This window comes from Cupriavidus metallidurans CH34 (assembly GCF_000196015.1).
GTDB classification, from domain to species: Bacteria; Pseudomonadota; Gammaproteobacteria; order Burkholderiales; family Burkholderiaceae; genus Cupriavidus; species Cupriavidus metallidurans.
The window spans coordinates 364786-384926 of the sequence record NC_007973.1 but is presented as its reverse complement, the minus strand read 5'-3'; the positions used below and the strand labels follow the sequence as shown (position 1 = coordinate 384926).

At 65.9% G+C, this 20141-nt stretch carries 18 protein-coding genes; 13 read left to right on the top strand and 5 right to left on the bottom strand.

Annotation, left to right across the window (positions count from 1 at the left end; translation table 11 throughout):
* Window positions 1-9 precede the first annotated feature (9 nt).
* The 6 genes from RMET_RS01840 to RMET_RS01815 all read left to right on the top strand — a co-directional run bounded on the left by RMET_RS01840 (window position 10) and on the right by RMET_RS01815 (window position 5244).
* Complete coding sequence (locus RMET_RS01840) at window positions 10-810, top strand: FAD binding domain-containing protein (RefSeq protein ID WP_011515241.1); 801 nt, start codon at window positions 10-12, stop codon at window positions 808-810.
* Between the two features lie 76 nt (window positions 811-886).
* A complete protein-coding gene (locus RMET_RS01835) occupies window positions 887-1783 on the top strand; it encodes an AAA family ATPase (RefSeq protein ID WP_008644391.1) in 897 nt (298 codons plus the stop codon).
* A gap of 89 nt (window positions 1784-1872) precedes the next feature.
* Window positions 1873-3072: a vWA domain-containing protein gene (locus RMET_RS01830; protein WP_049799650.1), complete on the top strand. Its 1200-nt coding sequence runs from the start codon at window positions 1873-1875 to the stop codon at window positions 3070-3072.
* Window positions 3063-3632, top strand: coding sequence for a CoxG family protein (locus RMET_RS01825; RefSeq protein ID WP_029308423.1), 570 nt, complete (start codon window positions 3063-3065; stop codon window positions 3630-3632). The genes RMET_RS01830 and RMET_RS01825 overlap by 10 nt, the downstream gene beginning before the upstream one ends.
* Entirely contained in the window at window positions 3605-4651 is a 1047-nt protein-coding gene (locus RMET_RS01820) for an XdhC family protein (RefSeq protein WP_029308424.1), read from the top strand. Before RMET_RS01825 ends, RMET_RS01820 begins: the two co-directional genes overlap by 28 nt.
* On the top strand, window positions 4648-5244 hold the full coding sequence (locus tag RMET_RS01815; protein ID WP_011515237.1) for a nucleotidyltransferase family protein: 597 nt from the start codon (window positions 4648-4650) through the stop codon (window positions 5242-5244). The genes RMET_RS01820 and RMET_RS01815 overlap by 4 nt, the downstream gene beginning before the upstream one ends.
* Window positions 5245-5290: 46 nt before the next feature.
* Here RMET_RS01815 and otsA read toward each other — a convergent pair whose 3' ends face one another.
* From otsA to otsB, 3 genes are read right to left on the bottom strand one after another with little or no spacing between them, the layout of a single operon-like run.
* A complete protein-coding gene (otsA, locus tag RMET_RS01810; RefSeq protein ID WP_011515236.1) occupies window positions 5291-6685 on the bottom strand; it encodes an alpha,alpha-trehalose-phosphate synthase (UDP-forming) in 1395 nt (464 codons plus the stop codon).
* Window positions 6686-6716: 31 nt separating this feature from the next.
* Complete coding sequence (locus RMET_RS01805) at window positions 6717-8579, bottom strand: glycoside hydrolase family 15 protein (RefSeq protein ID WP_011515235.1); 1863 nt, start codon at window positions 8577-8579, stop codon at window positions 6717-6719.
* Window positions 8576-9376: a trehalose-phosphatase gene (otsB, locus tag RMET_RS01800; protein WP_029308426.1), complete on the bottom strand. Its 801-nt coding sequence runs from the start codon at window positions 9374-9376 to the stop codon at window positions 8576-8578. Before otsB ends, RMET_RS01805 begins: the two co-directional genes overlap by 4 nt.
* A 193-nt stretch (window positions 9377-9569) precedes the next feature.
* Between otsB and ilvA the strand changes: the two genes are divergently transcribed.
* Both ilvA and queF read left to right on the top strand, forming a co-directional pair.
* Window positions 9570-11105, top strand: a complete 1536-nt coding sequence (gene ilvA / locus RMET_RS01795) for a threonine ammonia-lyase, biosynthetic (protein ID WP_008644404.1) — start codon at window positions 9570-9572, stop codon at window positions 11103-11105.
* Between the two features lie 11 nt (window positions 11106-11116).
* Complete coding sequence (gene queF, locus RMET_RS01790) at window positions 11117-11950, top strand: NADPH-dependent 7-cyano-7-deazaguanine reductase QueF (RefSeq protein WP_011515232.1); 834 nt, start codon at window positions 11117-11119, stop codon at window positions 11948-11950.
* Between the two features lie 12 nt (window positions 11951-11962).
* Here the strand turns inward: queF and RMET_RS01785 are convergent, their stop codons facing one another.
* Window positions 11963-13369 (bottom strand): carbohydrate porin, encoded by a 1407-nt coding sequence (locus tag RMET_RS01785; RefSeq protein WP_227874058.1) that lies wholly within the window; start codon window positions 13367-13369, stop codon window positions 11963-11965.
* Window positions 13370-13570: 201 nt separating this feature from the next.
* Here RMET_RS01785 and RMET_RS01780 point away from each other — a divergent pair, with 201 nt between their 5' ends.
* The 5 genes from RMET_RS01780 to RMET_RS01760 are packed head-to-tail and all read left to right on the top strand — an operon-like array spanning window position 13571 to window position 18856.
* Window positions 13571-14263, top strand: coding sequence for a TetR/AcrR family transcriptional regulator (locus RMET_RS01780; RefSeq protein ID WP_011515230.1), 693 nt, complete (start codon window positions 13571-13573; stop codon window positions 14261-14263).
* Between the two features lie 17 nt (window positions 14264-14280).
* Window positions 14281-15243 (top strand): HlyD family secretion protein, encoded by a 963-nt coding sequence (locus RMET_RS01775; RefSeq protein WP_011515229.1) that lies wholly within the window; start codon window positions 14281-14283, stop codon window positions 15241-15243.
* The gene (locus tag RMET_RS01770) at window positions 15240-16226 is read left to right on the top strand and encodes an ABC transporter ATP-binding protein (RefSeq protein ID WP_011515228.1); all 987 of its coding nucleotides are present in this window, start codon (window positions 15240-15242) and stop codon (window positions 16224-16226) included. The genes RMET_RS01775 and RMET_RS01770 overlap by 4 nt, the downstream gene beginning before the upstream one ends.
* A complete protein-coding gene (locus tag RMET_RS01765) occupies window positions 16223-17377 on the top strand; it encodes an ABC transporter permease (RefSeq protein ID WP_011515227.1) in 1155 nt (384 codons plus the stop codon). The genes RMET_RS01770 and RMET_RS01765 overlap by 4 nt, the downstream gene beginning before the upstream one ends.
* A gap of 12 nt (window positions 17378-17389) precedes the next feature.
* A complete protein-coding gene (locus tag RMET_RS01760; RefSeq protein ID WP_011515226.1) occupies window positions 17390-18856 on the top strand; it encodes an efflux transporter outer membrane subunit in 1467 nt (488 codons plus the stop codon).
* 71 nt (window positions 18857-18927) lie between these two features.
* On the opposite strand, the gene RMET_RS01755 is transcribed toward RMET_RS01760, so the two are convergent.
* Entirely contained in the window at window positions 18928-20127 is a 1200-nt protein-coding gene (locus RMET_RS01755; protein WP_011515225.1) for a pyridoxal phosphate-dependent aminotransferase, read from the bottom strand.
* Window positions 20128-20141 lie beyond the last annotated feature (14 nt).

Below are 20141 nucleotides of genomic sequence, written 5' to 3'. Positions count from 1 at the left end.
GAGCACAACATGTATGCATTTCAGTATGAACGTGCCGCCGACGCCAATGCCGCGGTGGCCAAGCTGAAGGCCGATGGCGACGCCAAGTTCCTGGCTGGTGGTCAAAGCCTGCTGGCGGCGATGAAGCTGCGCCTGGCTTCGCCGTCGACGCTGGTCGATGTATCGCGCATTCCGGGCATGAACGGGATTCGCGTCGAGGGTGACGCGCTGGTGATCGGCGCCGCCACGCGCCATGCCGATGTGGCGGCCAATGCCGACGTGATGCGCCGCATTCCGGCGCTGGCCGCGCTGGCCAACGGCATCGGCGACCGGCAGGTACGCGCGATGGGGACGATCGGTGGCTCACTCGCCAATGACGACCCGGCGGCGGACTATCCCGCCGCCGTGCTCGGGCTGAACGCGACGGTCGTCACCGATCGTCGCAGCATCGCGGCGGACGACTTTTTCAAGGGGCTCTATGAAACAGCGCTCGAGCCCGACGAGTTGATCACCGCGGTGCGTTTCCCGTCGCCGGATCAGGCTGCCTACATCAAGTTCCGCAACCCCGCATCGCGCTTCGCGCTGGTTGGCGTGATGGTCGCGCGCACCGGCAAGACCGTGCGCGTGGCGGTGACCGGCGCGGCAGACAGCGTGTTCCGGGCGCCGGCGCTCGAGCAGGCATTGGCGGCCAGCTTCACGCCGGCTGCCGCCCGAGCCGTGAAGATGGACCCGTCTGGCCTCAACGTGGACCTGCATGCATCTGCCGAGTACCGCGCGCATCTGATCCCCGTGCTGGCGGCGCGAGCCGTGGAGCAGGCGCTGAAGGGCTAAGGCTGCGTCGTGTTTGTACCTCTCTCCCGCGCGGCGGGAGAGAGGTGCGCATAGCGACGGAACTCGCATTCTCACCATGCTCCCCACCTCGATCGACCAAACCCTCTCGCTGCTCGAAAAGCAGCAATATTTCGCCGACCGCGAGACGGCCACCGTGCTGTATCTCGCGCTTCGGATGCAACGCCCGCTTTTTCTCGAAGGCGAGCCCGGTGTCGGCAAGACAGCGCTGGCGCAAGCCATGGCGCGCGCGCTCGGCACGCGGCTGCTGCGCCTGCAATGCTATGAAGGTCTCGACGCCGCCAGCGCGCTCTACGAATGGGACTACCCGCGCCAGATCATGGCGCTTCGGCTAGCCGAAGCGCGTGGCGAACGGCCCGAGCAGCAATCGCTCTATCACGACGACTACCTGCTCAAGCGCCCGCTGCTTGAGGCGCTGTTGCCGGACCCTGCCGCGCCGAACGTGCCGCGCGTGCTGCTGATCGACGAAATCGACCGCGCCGACGAACCGTTCGAGGCGTTTCTACTCGAAGTCCTGTCCGAATACCAGGTGTCGATCCCCGAAATCGGCGTGGTCCAGGCCGAACGTCCGCCACTGATCGTGATCACATCGAACCGCACGCGCGAGGTGCATGACGCGCTCAAACGTCGCTGCCTTTACCAGTGGATGGGTTACCCGGGCCGCGACCGCGAGTTGCAGATCGTCGCGGCGCGCGCGCCCGAAGCGGCGATGGCCCTGCAACGGCAGGCCGTCGATTTCATCCACCGGCTGCGTGGCATCGACCTGTTCAAGGCTCCCGGCATTGCCGAGGCCATCGACTGGTGTCGCGCGCTGGCCGCGCTGGGCGTGACCGAACTCGATCCGCAATCGGTGCGCGACACGCTAGGCGTCCTGCTCAAGTATCAGGACGACTTGGCACGCGCGGACGGACCGACCATCGCCGAACTGCTCGCCGGGGCAGCACCAGCAGGCTGACCATGCCACGCGCCGTACCTTCCGCCCCCTCTGCCCCGTTTGCCCCCTTTTCCCGACCGGACACATCGGGCACGCCGCCCCCGCTGCCGATGCTGGCCCGCAACGTCACGCATTTCATGCGGCTGCTGCGTGACACCGGGTTCGGGCTATCGCCAGCGCATGCCGTCGATGCATTGGAAGCCCTGCGGCATATCGATATCGGCGCGCGCGACGAAGTGCGGGCCGCGCTGGCGGCGCTGGTGCTATCGGGCCCCGATCAGCGCCCGCTGTTCGATGCCGCCTTCGACCTGTTCTGGCGCGACCCCGACTGGGAAAGCAAGCTGCGGGCGATGCTGCTGCCGCGCGTCGATGCCGGGATTCCGCCGCCCCGACGCAGCAACCGCCTGGCCGATGCCCTGGCCGCCCGGCAACCGCCATCGCCAAAGCCGGACCAGCCGCCCCGTGAGGAACGCTTCACCGCCCCGCTTACGTTCTCCGATCAGGAGCGTCTGGCGGGGCGCGACTTCGAAACCCTGAACGCCGAAGAGTGGCGCGCGCTCCAGCATCTGGTGCGCACACGGCGCGCGCGTCTGGCCCTGCAGAAGACACGGCGTCTGCGCCCATCCACCTGCGGGACGCACGCCGACCTGCGCGCGAGCGCGCGACTGGCGGTGCGCCAGCATGGTGAATGGCTGCGCTGGAAGTACCGCAAGCGTGCCGAGCGCAAGCCGCCCGTGGTCCTGCTGCTCGATATCTCTGGCTCGATGAGCCAGTACTCGCGCGCCGTCCTCTACTTCTGCCACGCGCTGACGCAGTCCCGCGAGCGACTGCACGTCTTCCTGTTTGGCACGCGGCTGACCAACGTGACGCGCGCGCTACGCGAACGCGATCCGGACGACGCGGTGAACCTGATCACCGAACAGGTCCGTGACTGGGCTGGCGGCACCCGAATCGGTGCCGCGCTGGCCACGTTCAACCGGCAATGGGCGCGTCGCACGCTGTCCGGCCGCGCCACGGTGCTGCTGGTCAGCGACGGTATCGATCTGGAGCACATCGATCTGCTCGAACAGGAGATGGCCCGCCTGCGCCGATTTGCGCATCGCATCATCTGGCTCAATCCGCTGCTGCGCTATGAAGGCTTCACGCCGCAGGCGCGCGGCATCCAGGCGATCCTGCCCCACGTCGACGCGCTGCGTGCGGCGCACAACCTGGACAGCCTGTTCGCGCTGGAATCGCTGCTGGCCGATCCCGCGCGCGTTCCGCCTGTCAAAGCATCACGCCCCCAACCAGGATATCCATCATGGAAATGACCCAGACCCAGCGACTGCCCGTGCCCCAGCAGGTCGCCTGGGATGCACTGAACGACACAGCGCTGCTCAAGCAATGTATTCCGGGATGTGAGAGCATCGAGCCCGACGGCGACAACGCCTACCAACTGGCGCTGACCGCCGCCGTCGGACCGGTCAAGGCGCGCTTCAAGGGGCGCATGGCGCTGCAGGACATCCAGGCGCCGGAGAGCTACACGATCCAGTTCGACGGACAGGGCGGCGCGGCCGGATTTGGTAAGGGGTCCGCGCAGGTCAAGCTCACGCCCGAAGGCGACGAGACGCTGCTCACCTACGTGGTTCACGCGCAGGTCGGCGGCAAGATCGCGCAGATCGGCTCGCGGCTGGTGGATGCCGCCGCGCGCAAGATGGCCGATACATTCTTCGCCCGCTTCACCGAGGCGGTTGGTGGCGGTGGCGCGAATGAAGACGACGACAATACGGAAACGGAACAATCAGCCGACGCGGGGAAAACGACCGACGGCGGCGATGACACAGGAACAAAGCGGAAACGATCATGGACAGCGTGGATCTCGAAGTCCTGAAATGCAGCGTGCGCTGGCAGCAGGAAGGGCATGGCGTATTGCTGGTGACAGTCGTCAGAACCTGGGGGTCGTCGCCCCGCCCCGAAGGCGCGATGCTGGCCGTGCGTGACGATGGCCACGTGGTGGGCTCGGTTTCCGGCGGCTGCATCGAGGACGACATCATCGACCGCGTTCGGCACGAGGGCATCCATTCGGGCCTCCCCGAAGCGATCAAGTACGGCATCAGCGCGGAGGAAGCGCACCGCTTCGGCCTGCCTTGCGGTGGCACGATCGAGCTGGTGACCGAGCCGCTGTCTGCGGCCAGTGGCATCGTCGATCTGCTCGACGCGGTGGAGAACGGCAGGCTCATCGCCCGCACGCTCGACATGGCAACCGGTGCGGCAACGCTCGGGCCAGCCGAGGCCACCGACGGCCTGGCGTTCGACGGCAAGACCCTGCTGACGATCCACGGCCCGCGCTACCGGATGCTGGTGATCGGCGCCGGCCAGCTGTCGAAGTACCTGTGCCAGATCGCCGTGGGGCTTGGCTTCCAGGTCACTGTCTGCGATCCGCGCGAGGAATACACCGAGACCTGGGACATCGCGGGGGTGACGATGGTCCGCACCATGCCGGACGACACGGTCATGGAGATGAAGCTCGACGAGCGCTGCGCGGTGATCGCGCTGACGCACGACCCCAAGCTCGACGACCTGGCCCTGATGGAAGCGCTGCGCACGCCGGCGTTCTATGTCGGCGCGCTCGGCTCGCGACGCAACAACCACGCGCGCCGCGAGCGGCTCAAGGAATTCGACCTGACAGAGCTGCAGCTCGCGCGATTGCATGGGCCGGTGGGTATCTACATCGGCAGCCGCACGCCGCCGGAGATTGCGATCTCGATCCTGGCCGAAGTGGTCGCGGCCAAGAACCACGTCTCGCTCCCTGACATCCTTCAAGTCGAAGGCGCGAAAGCGGCGCGGGAAATCGCCGCTGGCGAGGCGGCCTGCCCAATCCTGCCCACCGCTTCGGCGGCACAGCCATGACGAAGCCCGTGCTCTCTCAATCCGACCTGCCCATCGGCATCCTGCTGGCGGCCGGCTTTGGCCGACGCTTCGACCCGGCTGGCGCACGCAACAAACTGCTCGAGAAACTGCCCGACGGCCGCACCGTGGCATGGCGCAGCGCGCGAACGCTTGCGGCGGCGCTACCGGGTTCGATCGCCGTGGTGCGCCCCGGCAATCCCGAGCTATCGGAAGAGCTGCGCCGCGGCGGCTGCAAGGTAGTCGAATCCGCAGACGCCGAGGCCGGCATGGGCGCGGCGCTACGCGCTGGCGTGACGGCCTGCGCCGATGCGCGCGGCTGGGTCGTGGCACTGGCGGACATGCCGTGGCTATCGATGGAACTGGTGCGCGCCGTGGCACTGACGATCACGTCGCGCGACACCATCGCCGCGCCGTGGCGTGATGGCCAGCGTGGGCACCCGGTCGGTTTTGGCGCCGCATGGCGCGAGGAACTGCTGAAGCTCGACGGCGACGAAGGCGCCCGCGCACTGCTCAAGTCACAACCAGTGACGCGCATCCTGACCGACGACGATGGTCCGTTCCGGGATGTGGATGTGCCGGGCGATCTGAAGTAGGTGTAGGCGCTGCGGATTTAGCGGCGCCTGCCTGCGGCCTCAACCATCACCCCCCTTCCGTCTCCATTAGCGCCCGCAGATATTCCCCGCTCCACCAGTGCACATCCTGCTGGCGAATCCGCTCCAGCAGCTTCTGGTGACGCGCCTGGCGCTCTGACAGCGACATATGCAGTGCCTGCTGGATCGCCTGCGCGGTGGCACGCGTGTCGTATGGATTGACCAGCAGCGCTTCCTTGAGCTGTTCCGCCGCGCCCGCGAAGCGGGACAGCACCAGCACCCCGGGATCCTCCGGGTCCTGGGCCGCGATGTATTCCTTGGCGACGAGGTTCATGCCGTCGCGCAATGGCGTCACCAGCGCCACGTTGCACGCACGGCACAGGCCCGGCAGGCGGCGACGCGCGGTGGAGCGGTGGATGTAGCGCACCGGCATCCAGTCCAGCTCGCCATACTCGCCGTTGATCGCGCCGGTGATGCCTTCCATGTCGCGCCGCAGGTCCGCATAGGCGTCGACCGATTCCCGTGACGGCGCGGCGATCTGGATCAGCGTGGCGCTTGAACGGTTCTCGGGGTACTCGGCCAGCAGCGTCTGGAAAGCCTTGAGCCGCTGGGGCAGGCCCTTCGAGTAATCGAGGCGGTCGATGCCAAGCAGCAGCCTGCGTCGCGCGTACTGGCCGCGCATCATCTCGTAGGTCTCGCGCGCTTCGTCGGCGCGGCCCAGTTCGATGAACTCGTCGACATCGATACCGATCGGAAACGCCTGCGCACGCACGGTGCGATGGAATGCACGGAAGCGGTATTCGCCCATCGGTTCGGCGCCGGCCTCGCCCTGCACATAGCGGGAGAAGTGCTCGACATCGTCGTGGCTCTGGAAGCCGAGCAGGTCATAGGCAAACAGCGCGCGCATCAGCCACTCGTGCTGCGGAATGGTAGCCAGGATCAGCCGTGGCGGCAGCGGGATATGCAGGAAGAAGCCAATGCGCTGGCCGCAACCGATCGCCCGCAATTCCGCAGCCAGCGGAATCAGGTGATAGTCGTGGATCCAGATCACATCGTCGGGCTTGAGCAGCGGCGCCAGCTTGCGCGCGAAAAGCTGGTTCACGCGGCGGTAGGCATTCAGGTTGCCGCCGGAATCGAAGTCGGCCAGGTCCACCCGATAGTGGAATACCGGCCACAGCACGCCATTGCTGTAGCCCAGGTAGTAGGACTCGAAGTCCTCCCGGCTCAGATCCACCGTGGCCAGCGTGACATTGCCGGCCTGGATCTGGTGCAGCTCGCCCTCTCCGGGCGTGCCGCCGCGGCTGGCGTCCACTACCTTGCCGCTCCAGCCGAACCACAATCCACCGGTCTTGTTCAACGTGTCGGACAGCGCGACGGCAAGTCCGCCCGCCGCATGATTCCGCGGGTCGGCAACCCGGTTCGATACGGCTACTAGTCTTCCCATATCTCGCTTCTGGTTGAGATCCACTCCTCGTTCAAATCACGCTGTCCCAGGGGGCCGACAGCCGTACGGCGCCATTGATCAGGCCGACCATCGAATAGGTCTGGGGGAAGTTGCCCCACATCTCGCCCGTGACCGGGTGCGTGTCCTCCGACAACAACCCGAGCGGATTGCGCGCCGCCAGCATGGCCTCGAAGATTTCGCGCGCTTCCTCGCGACGGCCGATGCGTGCCAGCGCGTCGATGCGCCAGAACGTGCAGATATTGAAGGCTGTCTCGGGCTTGCCAAAGTCGTCCGGCGCCTCGTAGCGCCGCATGTACGGTCCGTCGCAGAGCGTTTCCTCGAGCGCCTTCAGCGTCGCAATGAAACGCGGGTCCTTCGGGTCGATGAAATTCACTTCCGCCATCAGCAGCACGCTGGCGTCGAGCACGTTACCGCCGAAACTCTCCGCGAAAGCCTGTCGCGACTCGCTCCACGATTCGGCCAGGATGCGTTGCTTCATGCGGTCGGCATGTTCCGCCCAGTACGCGGCGCGCTGCGGGTGCTCGAGCTTGGTGGCGATCTTGGCCAGCCGGTCGCAGGCTGCCCAGCTCATCAGCGCCGAAGACGTATGGACCCGCGCGCGCGTGCGCAACTCCCACATGCCCGCGTCCGGCGTGCCGAACACGCGCACCGCCTGCTCGCCGACGTCCTCGAGCCGGTGGAATTCCGTCAGGCCGCCACGATGCAGCAGCCGGTGGTCGTGAAACGCCTGCGCGGCGCCGAGCACCACGTTGCCGTAGACATCGTGCTGGAAATGCTCCTGCGCCTGGTTGCCCACGCGCACCGGGCCCATATTGCGATATCCGCCCAGATGATCGAGGACGCTCTCCGGCAGCTCGCGTTCGAGCCCGATGCCGTAGAGCGGCTGGATATGGCCATCCTGCGCCTGCACGACGACATTCGTCAGCCAGCGCATGTAGTCCTCCATCGTGCCGACTTCGGACAGGCTGTTGAGCGCGCGCACCACGAAGAACGCGTCGCGCAACCAGCAGTAGCGGTAGTCCCAGTTCCGGCCGCTGCCGGGCGCCTCGGGAATGCTCGTTGTCATCGCCGCGACGATCGCGCCAGTCTCCTCGTAGAGCGACATCTTCAGCGTGATCGCCGCGCGGATCACGGCGTCCTGCCATTCGCGCGGCACGGCCAGCCGGCGGCTCCAGATACGCCAGTAGGACGTGGTCTCCTGTTCGAAGTCGCGCGCGGTCTCCTCCACGCCATGCGCCAGCGTTTCATCTGGCCCGAGAATGAAGTTGTAGTTGCGCGTGACCAGGAACGGCGTGTTCGACAGCACATAGGCCAGCGGCGCGTCTGTGGTCATCCGCAGCGTCAGGTCCTCGCCGATATAGCGCACATGGCTGCTGCCGCGTGTCATCTGCGGCTTGATCCGGCCCCAGTTGAAGCGCGGTGCCACCGTGACCCGCACCCGTGGCGCGCCACGGACCGGCCGGATCCGCCGCACCAGCGTCAGCGGGCGGAAATAGCGTCCGAGCCGGAAGAACCGAGGGCAGAAGTCGGTGATTTCCAGGCAGTGACCATGCTTGTCGTACAGGCGCGTGCGCAGGATGGCCGTATTCGGCTCGTACCACTGCGTGGACTTCGCCAGGTCTTCCACCTCGATGGAAAAGTGGCCACCGTTCTCGCTCGAATCGAGCAGCGCATTGAAAACGGGGTCGGCATCGTAGCGCGGCAGGCAACACCAGACGATGCGGCCGCGTCCGTCGACCAGTGCCGAGAATGCGCAGTTGCCAATCATCCCGAGCGATAGCGACGGATCGGCGTGACGGCCAGTGCAGTTGGTATCGGTATTGAAAGCGGGCGCTTCTGGATGATGCGCGGCAGGTGTGGGGGGGGCGTTCACAGCGAGTCCTCCGTTTCGGACGAAGTGGATGAGACGGACTGCGGCTTGCCGCCGCGTTGCGCCCTGAGCGCCAGAAGAGCATGGGCGGATCGATGAAGCCAGCAACGCAACGCAGCGGGCCCGGTCACGCTGACCGTGGCGGCGGTGGCGCGCTCGCCAACCAGCACGCCCACCCCGCCGAGTTCACGCGCCACAACGAAACCGGCTTCGTCGGTGACATCGTCACCCGCGAACAGCGGCTTGCGTCCTTCGAAGGGGGCCATGCGCATGAACGCGGCGATCGCGCCCCCCTTGTCGACGCCGGCAGGCTTGATCTCGACAACCATTTTTCCGGGCAAGCCTTCCAGCCCATCCACGTCGTGCAGGGTGTCGGCCACCATCGCTCGCACCTGTGCCTCGAGTTCCGGAGCCTGTCGATAGTGAATGGCGACTGCCACGGATTTCCGCTCGATGCGTAGGCCGGGATGGCGCGCGACGAAGGCTTCGAGCCTCGGCATCAATGCCGTGATGCCCGGGGCCGGTGGCATGAACAGCGCTTCGCCGTCATGGCGCAGTTCGGCGCCGTGCACGCCTGCCGCGGGGAGCCTCAGCGGCTGCAGGAAGCCATCGAGCTCGGCAACGGGCCGGCCCGAGATAATGGCCAGGGCGCCGTCCAGGCAGGTGTGCAGCGCGCGCAGCGTGCCAACCAGTTCCGGCTCGACCTGCACCAGCTCGGGGCGTGGCGCGAGGTCAGCCAGCGTGCCGTCGAAATCCAGAAACAGCGCGGTATCGGGTTCGATGAGAGGTAGCGAAGACATCACGCAAGACCGTAACACGTCGATTTGGAAGGTGTCAGCCGGACGCTGTCCTACAACTGTGGCTGTCACTGCACCCGTCGCACGGCAACTGCCAACCTGGCACTGCCAAGTGCGCCATCCATTATCATTGGCGGTTTCCGCCGATTTTTCCGGTTTTTTTGCCGCTGCCCCCCGGCGCCGCACTCCGCAGACCATGACCCGCACGCCCGCCAAGCCCGACTATCTGAAAAAAATCCTGACCGCCAAGGTCTATGACGTGGCCCAGGAGACCGAATTGACCTATGCGCCCGCGCTGTCGGCACGCACCGGCAATGCGGTCTGGTTCAAGCGCGAGGACACCCAGCCGGTGTTCTCGTTCAAGTTGCGGGGGGCGTACAACAAGATGGCGTCCCTCACGCCCGAGGAACTCAAGCGCGGCGTGATCGCTGCTTCGGCAGGCAACCACGCCCAGGGCGTGGCGCTGGCGGCGGCCCGCATGCAGTGCAAGGCGATCATCGCCATGCCGACCACCACGCCGCAGGTGAAGATCGACGCCGTGCGCGAGCGCGGCGGCGAGTGGGTGCAGATCGTTCTGCACGGTGAGTCGTACAGCGATGCCTACCTGCACGCGGCCGAACTCGAGAAGAAGCACAAGCTCGCGTTCATCCACCCGTTTGACGACCCCGAGGTCATCGCCGGCCAGGGCACCATCGCGATGGAGATCCTGCGCCAGCACCCTGGCCCGATCCACGCGATCTTTGTCGCCATCGGCGGCGGCGGCCTGATCTCCGGCATCGCCGCCTACGTCAAGGCGGTGCGCCCCGAGATCAAGGTGATCGGCGTGCAGACCTTCGATTCCGATGCCATGAAGCGCTCGGTGGACGCCGGCAAGCGCGTGGAACTGAAGGATGTGGGCCTGTTCTCGGACGGTACCGCCGTCAAGCTGGTGGGCAAGGAAACGTTCCGCATCACGCGTGAACTGGTCGACGACATCATCCTGGTCGATACCGATGCGATCTGCGCGGGCCTGAAGGATGTGTTCCAGGACACCCGCAGCATCCTCGAGCCGGCCGGCGCGCTGGCCGTGGCCGGCCTCAAGGCGTACGCCGAGCGCGAGAAGCTCAAGCACCAGCACCTGGTGGCGATCGCCTGCGGCGCCAATATGAACTTCGACCGCCTGCGCTTTGTGGCCGAGCGCGCCGAAGTGGGTGAAGCGCGCGAAGCGGTCTTCGCCGTGACGATCCCCGAGGAACGCGGCAGCTTCAAGCGCTTCTGCGAACAGGTCGGCACGCGCAGCGTGACCGAGTTCAACTACCGCATCGCCGACAAGGGCGTGGCGCATATCTTCGTCGGCGTGCAGATCGCCAGCCGCGCGGAGAGCGACAAGATCGCCGCCAACTTCCGCCGCCATGGCTTTGACACGCTCGACCTGTCGAACGACGAACTGGCCAAGCAGCACATCCGCTACATGGTCGGCGGCCATTCGCCGCTGGCGCATGACGAACTGCTGTATCGCTTCGAGTTCCCGGAGCGCCCGGGCGCGCTGATGAAGTTCCTGTCCAGCATGAGCCCGAACTGGAACATCAGCCTGTTCCACTACCGGAACCAGGGCGCGGATACGTCGAACATCCTGGTCGGCATCCAGGTGCCGAAGAACGAGAAGCGCGCGTTCCGCAGCTTCCTTTCGACGCTCGGTTACGTACACTGGGATGAGACCGACAACCCCGTCTACAAGCTGTTCCTTTCCTGACGCCCCCGATCATGACGCTTCCTGAGCACTCGCCGCTGGGCAAGCCCTCGGCGTACAAGACCGAATACGACGCATCATTGCTGTTCCCGATCCCGCGCCAGCCGAAACGCGCGGAGATCGGCCTGCCGGAAGGGCGCGCGCTGCCCTTCTTCGGCGTGGATATCTGGAATGCCTACGAGGTATCGTGGCTGAACCTGAAGGGCAAGCCGCAGGTGGCGCTGGCCACGTTCATCATTCCTGCCGATACGCCGAACATCGTCGAGTCGAAGTCGTTCAAGCTGTACCTGAACTCGTTCAACCAGACCAAGATCGCTTCGCCCGAGGCGCTGCAGCAGTTGCTGCATCACGACCTCTCCGAGGCCACGGGCGGCACGGTGCAGGTCCGGCTGGTGACCGAGGCCGACCTTGGCACGCAGAAGATGGGCGAACTGGACGGGCTGCTGCTGGACCGGCTCGACATCGAGACCGATATCTACGAACCCGATCCGACGCTGCTGTCGGCCGAACAGGAAGAGTCGCCGGTGGAGGAAACGCTGGTGTCGCACCTGCTCAAGTCGAACTGCCTGGTCACGGGCCAGCCAGACTGGGGTAGCGTGCAGATCCGCTACGTGGGCGCGCCGATCGATCAGGAAGGTCTGCTCAAGTACCTGATCTCGTTCCGGAACCATAACGAGTTCCACGAGCAGTGCGTCGAGCGGATCTTCACGGACGTCATGCGCATGTGCAAGCCGGTGAAGCTCGCGGTCTACGCACGCTACACGCGCCGCGGCGGGCTGGACATCAATCCGTTCCGCACCAACTACAACACGCCGTGGCCGGACAACCGGCGCAATGCGCGGCAGTAGGACCGCACTGACTCAAAACTCCGCGTGGGCCCGGATGCCGATGAACTTGGCGGGCCCGCGATCCCGGTTGTAGCCCGGGTTCCGCATGTACTGGAAGTCCGGGCTCAGGCTCAGCGTCTTCCAGACCGCGAAGCTGTAGTAGATCTCGAATACCTGCTCGGGGCCGTAGTTGAGCGCCCCATCCCCCAGGAACGCGCCCAGACCACCCGCCGCCAGATAGTTGCGATGGTTGGACCCAAGCATGTTGATCGCCATCCCCAGCCCCACCTCGTCTTTGGGACGACCCCACGCCGTTCCCTTGAGCGTGCCGCCCCACGCCACCTGCCGGCCGATTTCCGTGAACGCGTAGGTTTCGGTCTTGTCGTCGGACCAGTTGGCCCGCAGGAACAGGCCCAGTGAATCGTTGACCTCCTGCAGGAACGCAAGCCCCACGCCCACCTTCGCGTGTTCGCGGCGCACGTCGGCCACGTCCGGCGTCACGTTGTTGGCCAGTCCGAAAGCGATGGCGTCGTTGAACGCCCCCATCTTCGCCTTGTTACGCCACAGCAGCAGCCGGGCCTGGCCAGGGCGGCCACCGATCTGGTAGCGCTTTTCGAGTTCCAGCACGTCGCCGTAGTGCTCGAACATGCGCGTGTCGAGCTCCTGGCCATTTGATTCGAGCGGCTGCAGGAAACGGCCGAAACGCGCCGACCAGCCATCGCCGATGTACTCGACCGAAGCCCCCCAGTTGTAGCCTCGCGCATCCGCCGCGTAGTCGAACGAACCGTGCGTCAGGAACGACCAGTTCATGAACTGCGTGCGTGGATCGGACCCGTAGGGGTTCTGATCGAAGACATCGAGCACGCTAAAGTTGCCGGCGGTCAGCACCACGCGTTGCTTGTCGACGGTGCGGGCGAACTGGTTGAAATCGGCCTCGAGCTTTTCCTCGCCGCCTCCCAGCCCCCACGTCTGACGAATGAAGGCCCGTGCGCGGTAGAACTTCGGATTGGTGCTGGCCGTCTTGGCCAGTTCGCCATTGGAAGGGCCACCCACGCCATGCAGTTCGGAGAACGGCACGCCCTGGGCCACCTCCGGATTGAAATGGAACTCGGCGCCCTGCCAGAGCCGCAATCCCAGGTCGAGCGTGGCCGTGAACGAATAGCTCTTGGCACGATCGGGCGTCAGGCTGTTCTCGCCGGAGTACCCCGCGCCGAAAGACGGCTTGCGCTGCCAGATATACGTGGTCTGCCCATGGATGGCGAACGGGCTTTCCACATCGGACACGGCTTCCTGCCCTGGCCCGGTGGCTTCCTGCGCTTGCGCCGCCCACGGCAAAGCAAGCCCGCCCGCCACCAGCAAGGCGGCAAACGGGACGGCAAAGCGGCGGGCAAAGCTCGGGCGCAACCGCTGCGGAGCGGCTGGCGGACAAGAACGCGACATAGGAATTGGGGGCAGTGGATGCGCGCATGCAGGCATCCAATGGATTGGCGGGCAGCTTAGCCAAAGCCCCATGACATGTCTACCGTGAATTGTTGCAATGCAGCATATCCAACGCGCTGCGCTCTCACTCAACTTTGTAACCGATCTTGAATTAATTAATTCGAAAATTAATATCTACTCGATACCGTCTGGAGTTGACTGATGCCAGCCAAGTCCTCGTCCGATCCGTCCCCGGCACCGCGACAGCGCCGGCCGGGACGCCCCACGGCCAACGCCAATGATGCCGATCAGCGTAACCGCCTGATCGACGCCGCCGTCACCCTGTTCGCGCGCCACGGCGTGGCCGCCACCTCCACCAAGGCGATCGCCGCCGAAGCTGGCGTCACGCCGGCACTGGTCCACTACTACTTCCACGATCGGGAGCTACTGCTCGATGCCGTCTTCGACGAACGGCTGGAGCCGCTGTTCGAGCAGGTGTTCGAGACCCTGGCCGGGCACGCCGGTGACATCGTGACAGTAATCCCGGCGCTGGCGGGCCAATTGATCCGCACGGCGTCCGCCACGCCGTGGTTTCCGGGCCTGTGGATCCGGGAGATCGTCGGTACCGATGGCCATCTGCGCGAGCGGATGGTCGAGCGCGTGGCCCTGCGGCGTGCCTCGCTGATCATGGGGCCACTGGCAGCCGCACACGCGCAAGGCAAGCTGACCCCGGGGCTCGAACCGGCCCTTGTCATGGTGTCGCTGATCGGGCTGGCGCTGCTGCCGCCCGCCACCACGCACATCTGGCGCAGCCTCCCCGGCGCGGCCGATATCGATACCGAAACGCTCGTGCGCCACGTCACCACCCTGCTCACCCACGGGCTGTCCGCCGGCACCCCGTCCCAAGACAAATAAGCCCACCCGGAGCCCGTATGTCCTATCCCGTCCCCCGTCATGCGTGGTCCCTGCTGATCATGGCAGCGGCACTGGCCGCGTGCGGCAATGACAAGCCCGTCAGTTGGCAAGGCTACGTGGAGGGCGAGTTCGTCTCTGTGGCGTCGCCATTCGCGGGCCGCCTGGAAAAGCTGTCGGTCGACCGTGGCCAGCAGGTGGCCGATGGTGCGCCCCTATTCGTGCTGGAATCCGACGACGAACGCGCCGCGCGGCAACAAGCCGCCGAGCAGCTACGTGCGGCCGAGGCACAGCTTGCCGATATCCAGATTGGCAAGCGCCCCGTGGAAGTGGCCGTGACCCAGGCGCAACTGTCGCAGGCGCAGGCGCAGGCCCAACGCAGCGCGGCGCAACGCCGGCGCGACGAAGCCCAGTTCGAGATCGGCGGCGTCTCCAGGCAGCAGCTCGACGACAGCCGCGCCACGGCGGATGCGGATGCGGCACGCGTGCGGGAGTTGCAGCGCGATATCGACGTCGCACGCCTGCCGGGTCGCAAGGACCAGCTTGCCGCGCAAAGCGCGCAGGTGGATGCCGCGCGTGCGGCGCTGACGCAGGCCGAGTGGAAGCTCTCGCGCAAGTTCGTCAATGCCACGGTGCCGGGCCTGGTCTATGACGTGCCGTTCCGCCCCGGCGAGTGGGTGCCCGCGGGCAGCACCGTGGTCCGCATGTTGCCCGTCACAAACGTCAAGGTGCGCTTCTACGTACCTGAGACCGTGGTCGGCGCGCTCAAGAACGGGCAGGCCGTCCATATCCGCTGCGACGGTTGCGCGGCCCCGGTGGCGGCAAAGATCACCTATATCTCGAACGAAGCCGAGTTCACGCCACCGGTCATCTACAGCAACGAGACACGCCGCAAGCTCGTGTTCCTGATCGAGGCACGTCCGGACCCCGCCGAAGCACCGAAGCTGCGCCCTGGCCAGCCTGTCGAGGTCACGCAATCATGAACGGCGAACTGGCCATCGACGTGCACGGCCTCAACAAGCGCTTCGGCGACAAGCACGTGGTCAACGACCTGACGATGCAAGTGGCCCGTGGCGAGATCTTCGGCTTCCTGGGCCCGAACGGCAGCGGCAAGACCACCTCGATCCGCATGATGTGCGGACTGCTGACACCGGACTCCGGCGCGGGCACCTGCCTGGGCTTCGACATCATCAAGGAGTCCGCCGAGATCAAGCGCAACGTGGGCTACATGACGCAGCGTTTCTCTTACTGGGAAGACCTGTCGATCCGCGAGAACCTGGACTTCGTCGCACGCGTGTATGCCATGCCGAACCGGCGCGAGGTCGTGGACCGCGCGCTCGAGGACCTCGGGCTGGCGTCGCGGGCCGAACAACTGGCCGGGTCGCTTTCCGGCGGTTGGAAGCAGCGCCTGGCGCTGGCCGCGTGCCTGCTGCACGAACCGCAGTTGCTGCTGCTCGACGAACCCACGGCCGGCGTGGACCCCAAGGCCCGCCGCGACTTCTGGGAGCAGTTGCACCAGTTGGCCGCCCGTGGCATCTCGGTGCTGGTCAGCACGCACTACATGGACGAAGCGGAGCGCTGCCACAAGCTCGCCTATATCGCCTACGGCAAACTGCTGGCGCAAGGCACTTCGGCTGAAGTCGTCGCCAGCCAGAACCTGACCACGTGGAGCGTATCGGGCGACGAACTGGCCGAACTGTCGACCCAGTTGCAAGGCAAGCCCGGCGTGGACCAGACCGTCGCGTTCGGCACGGCGCTGCATGTCACGGGCAAGGACGGCACCGCGCTCGAACAGACACTCAGGCAGTACGCCGGCCGGGATCACCGCATCGAGCCGGTGGAGACGAGCCTGGAGGACGTCTTCATCCACATGATGGGTGACGCACAGGACAACATGGCCGTTCCCGCCAAGGAAGCCACCAAGGAGAGCGCAGAAAGGGCCAGCGGGCCGAAGGGGGACGCGTGAAAGCCGTACGCCGTCAGATCTCCCGCTTCTCGGCGCACCGTTGGTGGAGCATCGTCCTGAAGGAATTCCTGCAACTACGACGCGATCGCGTCACGTTCGGGATGATGATTGGGATACCGATCATCCAGCTACTGCTGTTCGGCTTTGCGATCAACAGCGATCCACGCCATATGCCCACCGCGGTCATCGTGGCCGAGCACAGCGACTTCTCCCGCACCTTCATTGCCGCGCTGGACAACACCACGTACTTCAAGGTGGTGCGCACGATGCCGGACGAGGCCTCCGGTCGCGAGGCGCTGATGCGCGGCGATGTGCAGTTCGTGGTCAGCATTCCGGCCGATTTCTCGCGACGCCTGCTGCATGGCGATCGCCCTTCCATCCTGGTCGAGGCCGATGCCACCGATCCTTCCGCGACGGGCCAGGCCATCGCCGCACTGGCGCAACTCCCGGCCACCGTTGCCCGGATCGACCTGAAGGGCGCGCTGGCGCCACTGGCCGGCGGGCAACCCGCCTTCGACGTCAACGTGCACCGGCTCTACAACCCGGAGGGCATCACGCAGTACAACATCGTGCCGGGGCTGATGGGCACGATCCTGACGATGACGATGGTCATGATGACCGGCCTGGCCATGACGCGCGAACGCGAGCGCGGCACGATGGAAAATCTGCTGGCCACGCCGGTGCAGCCGCTTGAGGTGATCTCGGGCAAGATCATCCCGTACATCTTCATCGGACTGATTCAGGCGACGATCATCCTGCTGGCGGCGCATTTCGTGTTCGGCGTGCCGTTCGTCGGATCACCCGTGGCCGTGTACCTGGCCGCATTGCTGTTCATCGCGGCCAACCTGACCGTGGGCATCACGCTGTCCTCGCTGGCGGCCAACCAGTTGCAGGCGCTGCAACTCACATTCTTCTACTTCCTGCCCAATATCCTGCTGTCCGGCTTCATGTTCCCATTCGCGGGCATGCCAACGTGGGCGCAGTGGATCGGCAACGTGCTGCCGATGACCTACTTCAACCGGATGATCCGCAGCATCATGCTCAAGGGCAGCGGCTGGATCGAACTCTGGCCGAACGTGTGGCCCGTGGCGCTGTTCACGGTGATCGTCCTCACCATTGCCGTGCGCTTCTACAAGCGCACGCTCGACTGAAAGGAGACCGCCATGCGCGCGATCCCCACGCTGTTGATGTGCGCCGCCGCGATGTCGCTGGCCGGCTGTGCGGTCGGCCCGGATTTCCGCACGCCCGATGCGCCGGCTGACGCTCGCTACACATCCGGCCCGCAGCCTGAACGCCTTGACGCGAAGGACTACCCATCGCAATCGCTGGTGGAAGGCGACGTCCCCGCGCAATGGTGGACGCTGTTCCGCAATCCGCAGCTCGATGAAACCATCCGCGTGGCCCTGGCCAACAGCCCGACGCTGACACAAGCGCAAGCCAAGCTGCGTGAGGCGCAGGAGAATCTCGCGGCCCGTACCGGCGCCACGCGCTTCCCGCAGGTAGACGCGAATTTCAACGCAACGCGGCAGCAGGTCAACCTGCAGTCAGTCGGCATCACGCAGTTCCCGAGCCCTGGGCCGTTCACGCTCTATAACGCGAGTGTGCAGGTGTCCTATGCGCTGGATCTGTTCGGTGGTCAGCGTCGAGAACTGGAAGGCTTGCAGGCCGCGGTCGACTACCAGCGCTACGAGTTCGAGGCGGCCCGACTTTCGCTCGCGGCCAACGTCGCCACGGCGGCGATTCGCGAGGCCGGGCTGCGCGCGCAACTCGCCGATACCGTGGCCCTGGCCGACGCGCAGAAACGCCAGCTAGCCATCATGCAGCAGCGCCTCGGTCAGGGTGGTGTCGCGCGCGTCGACGTGCAGCGCCAGCAGGCCGAACTGGCGCAGACACAGGCGCTGATTCCGGGACTGTCACAGCAGATCGATGCCACACGTCACCAGCTCGCCGTCTACACCGGCCAGACCCCCGCCGCCGCTCAGCTTCCAGAATTCCGGCTCGAAGACATGCAGTTGCCCGAGACGCTGCCGGTAAGCCTGCCCTCCGAACTGGCGCGACGTCGCCCCGATATTCGGGCGGCGGAAGCACTGCTCCATCAGGCCTCGGCAGATATCGGCGTGGCCACGGCCAATCTCTATCCGCAGATCACGCTGACCGCCAGCGGCGGCACGCAGGCCATGCGCATGAGCGACCTGTTCAACAGCTTCAATGTGTGGAGCCTGGCCGCCGGCGTCGTGCAGCCGGTGTTCCACGGGGGCGAGTTGCGTGCGCAGAAACGTGCGAAGGAAGCTGCCTACGAAGCATCGTTGGGCGCCTATCGGCAGGCGGTGCTCCAGGGGCTGCAGAACGTTGCCGACACCCTGCGCGCGCTGGACGCGGACGCCGGCACGCTGCAGGCGCGCGCGGACAACGCAAAGCAGACGCGCGACACACTGGCGATTGTCAACGAGCAGTATCGGCTTGGTGGCGTAAGCCAGTTCGCGGTGCTCGACGCCGAGCGGCAGGCACGACAGGCGGCGCTGGATCTGGCGCAGGCCCGCGCCACGCGGCTGGCGGATTCAGCCGCGCTGATGCAGGCGCTGGGCGGTGGATGGTGGGGAGAGTCGGAAACGGTGGGGAGTTTGAAATAGAGGTGGTTAGCGATCGTTAGCGGATCGTTAGCGCGGGAGGGGCCGAGCCAGAGGGTCAGGCCCATCAACCGCTACCGCCCCAGATACCCCCGCAACCGCTTCACCCCCTCATCGAGCCGCGCCTCGTCGCACGCATAGCACCACCGCACAAAGCCCTCGCCCTCGTCGCCGAACGCGCTTCCCGGCGCCAGCCCGAGATGGGCATCGCGCACGAGCCGCTTGCACAGATCGAGGCTGTCGGTCGCGCCTTTCAGGCGGAAGAACACATACATCGCCCCATCCGGCGCGTGCGCGTCGATACCGGGTAATGCCGATAGCGCGCTCACCAGATGATCACGCGCCGAACGCAGCCGTTTGACCAGATCCTGGGTGAATGCTTCGCCCTCACGCACGGCCACCACGCCGGCCTCCTGCACGAACGATGGCGCGCAGGACGTGTTGTATTCGATGAGCTTGCCCAGGTCGTCCATCATCGAAGATGGCACCACCATCCAGCCAAGCCGCCAGCCGGTCATCAGCCATGCCTTCGAGAACGAGTTGACCGCGATAACGCGCTCGTCGCGGCCGGCGATGTCAAGGAACGATGGTGCGACCGCCCCCTCGTCGCCGTAGTAAAGCCGCTCGTAGACTTCGTCGGCGATGATCCAGATGCCGTGGCGGCGGCAGTGGTCGAGCACGGCCTGTTGCGCGCCGCGGGGCATGACCCAGCCGGTCGGGTTGTTCGGCGAATTGATCATCACGGCGCGCGTGCCCGGCGTCAGCGCGGCCAGCAGCTTGTCGACATCGAGTGTCCAGCCATCCGCGCCATAGTCGAGCGTCACTGTTTCCACCGCCGCGCCAAGGATGCGCGGAATCTCGACGAGGTTGGGCCACAGCGGCGTCACCGCCACCACGCGGTCGCCGGGGCCGGTGACGAGTTGCGCGGCGAGCATCAGCGCATTGACGCCGGCGCTGGTCACGGCGATATGGTCGACCGGCGTGGCTCCGTGCAATCGGGTCACGTACTCCGACAACGCCGCCCGCAGCGGCGCGATGCCAAGATTGTGGTTGTAGAAGGTGGCCCCGTTTGCGAGCGCGCGGCTCGCGGCATCGCGGATGAATGACGGCGTGACCTGGTCCGATTCACCGAACCAGAACGGCAGCACGTCGGGCAGGCCGATCCCTGCATTAGCCACTTCACGGATGCGCGACGCGCGCAGCGCGTGCACGACGTCACGCGCCCGTGGCGGCGCTTCGGTCAGGGAAGACTGGCGGGACGGGCTGGTCGACATCGGCACTCCTTCGG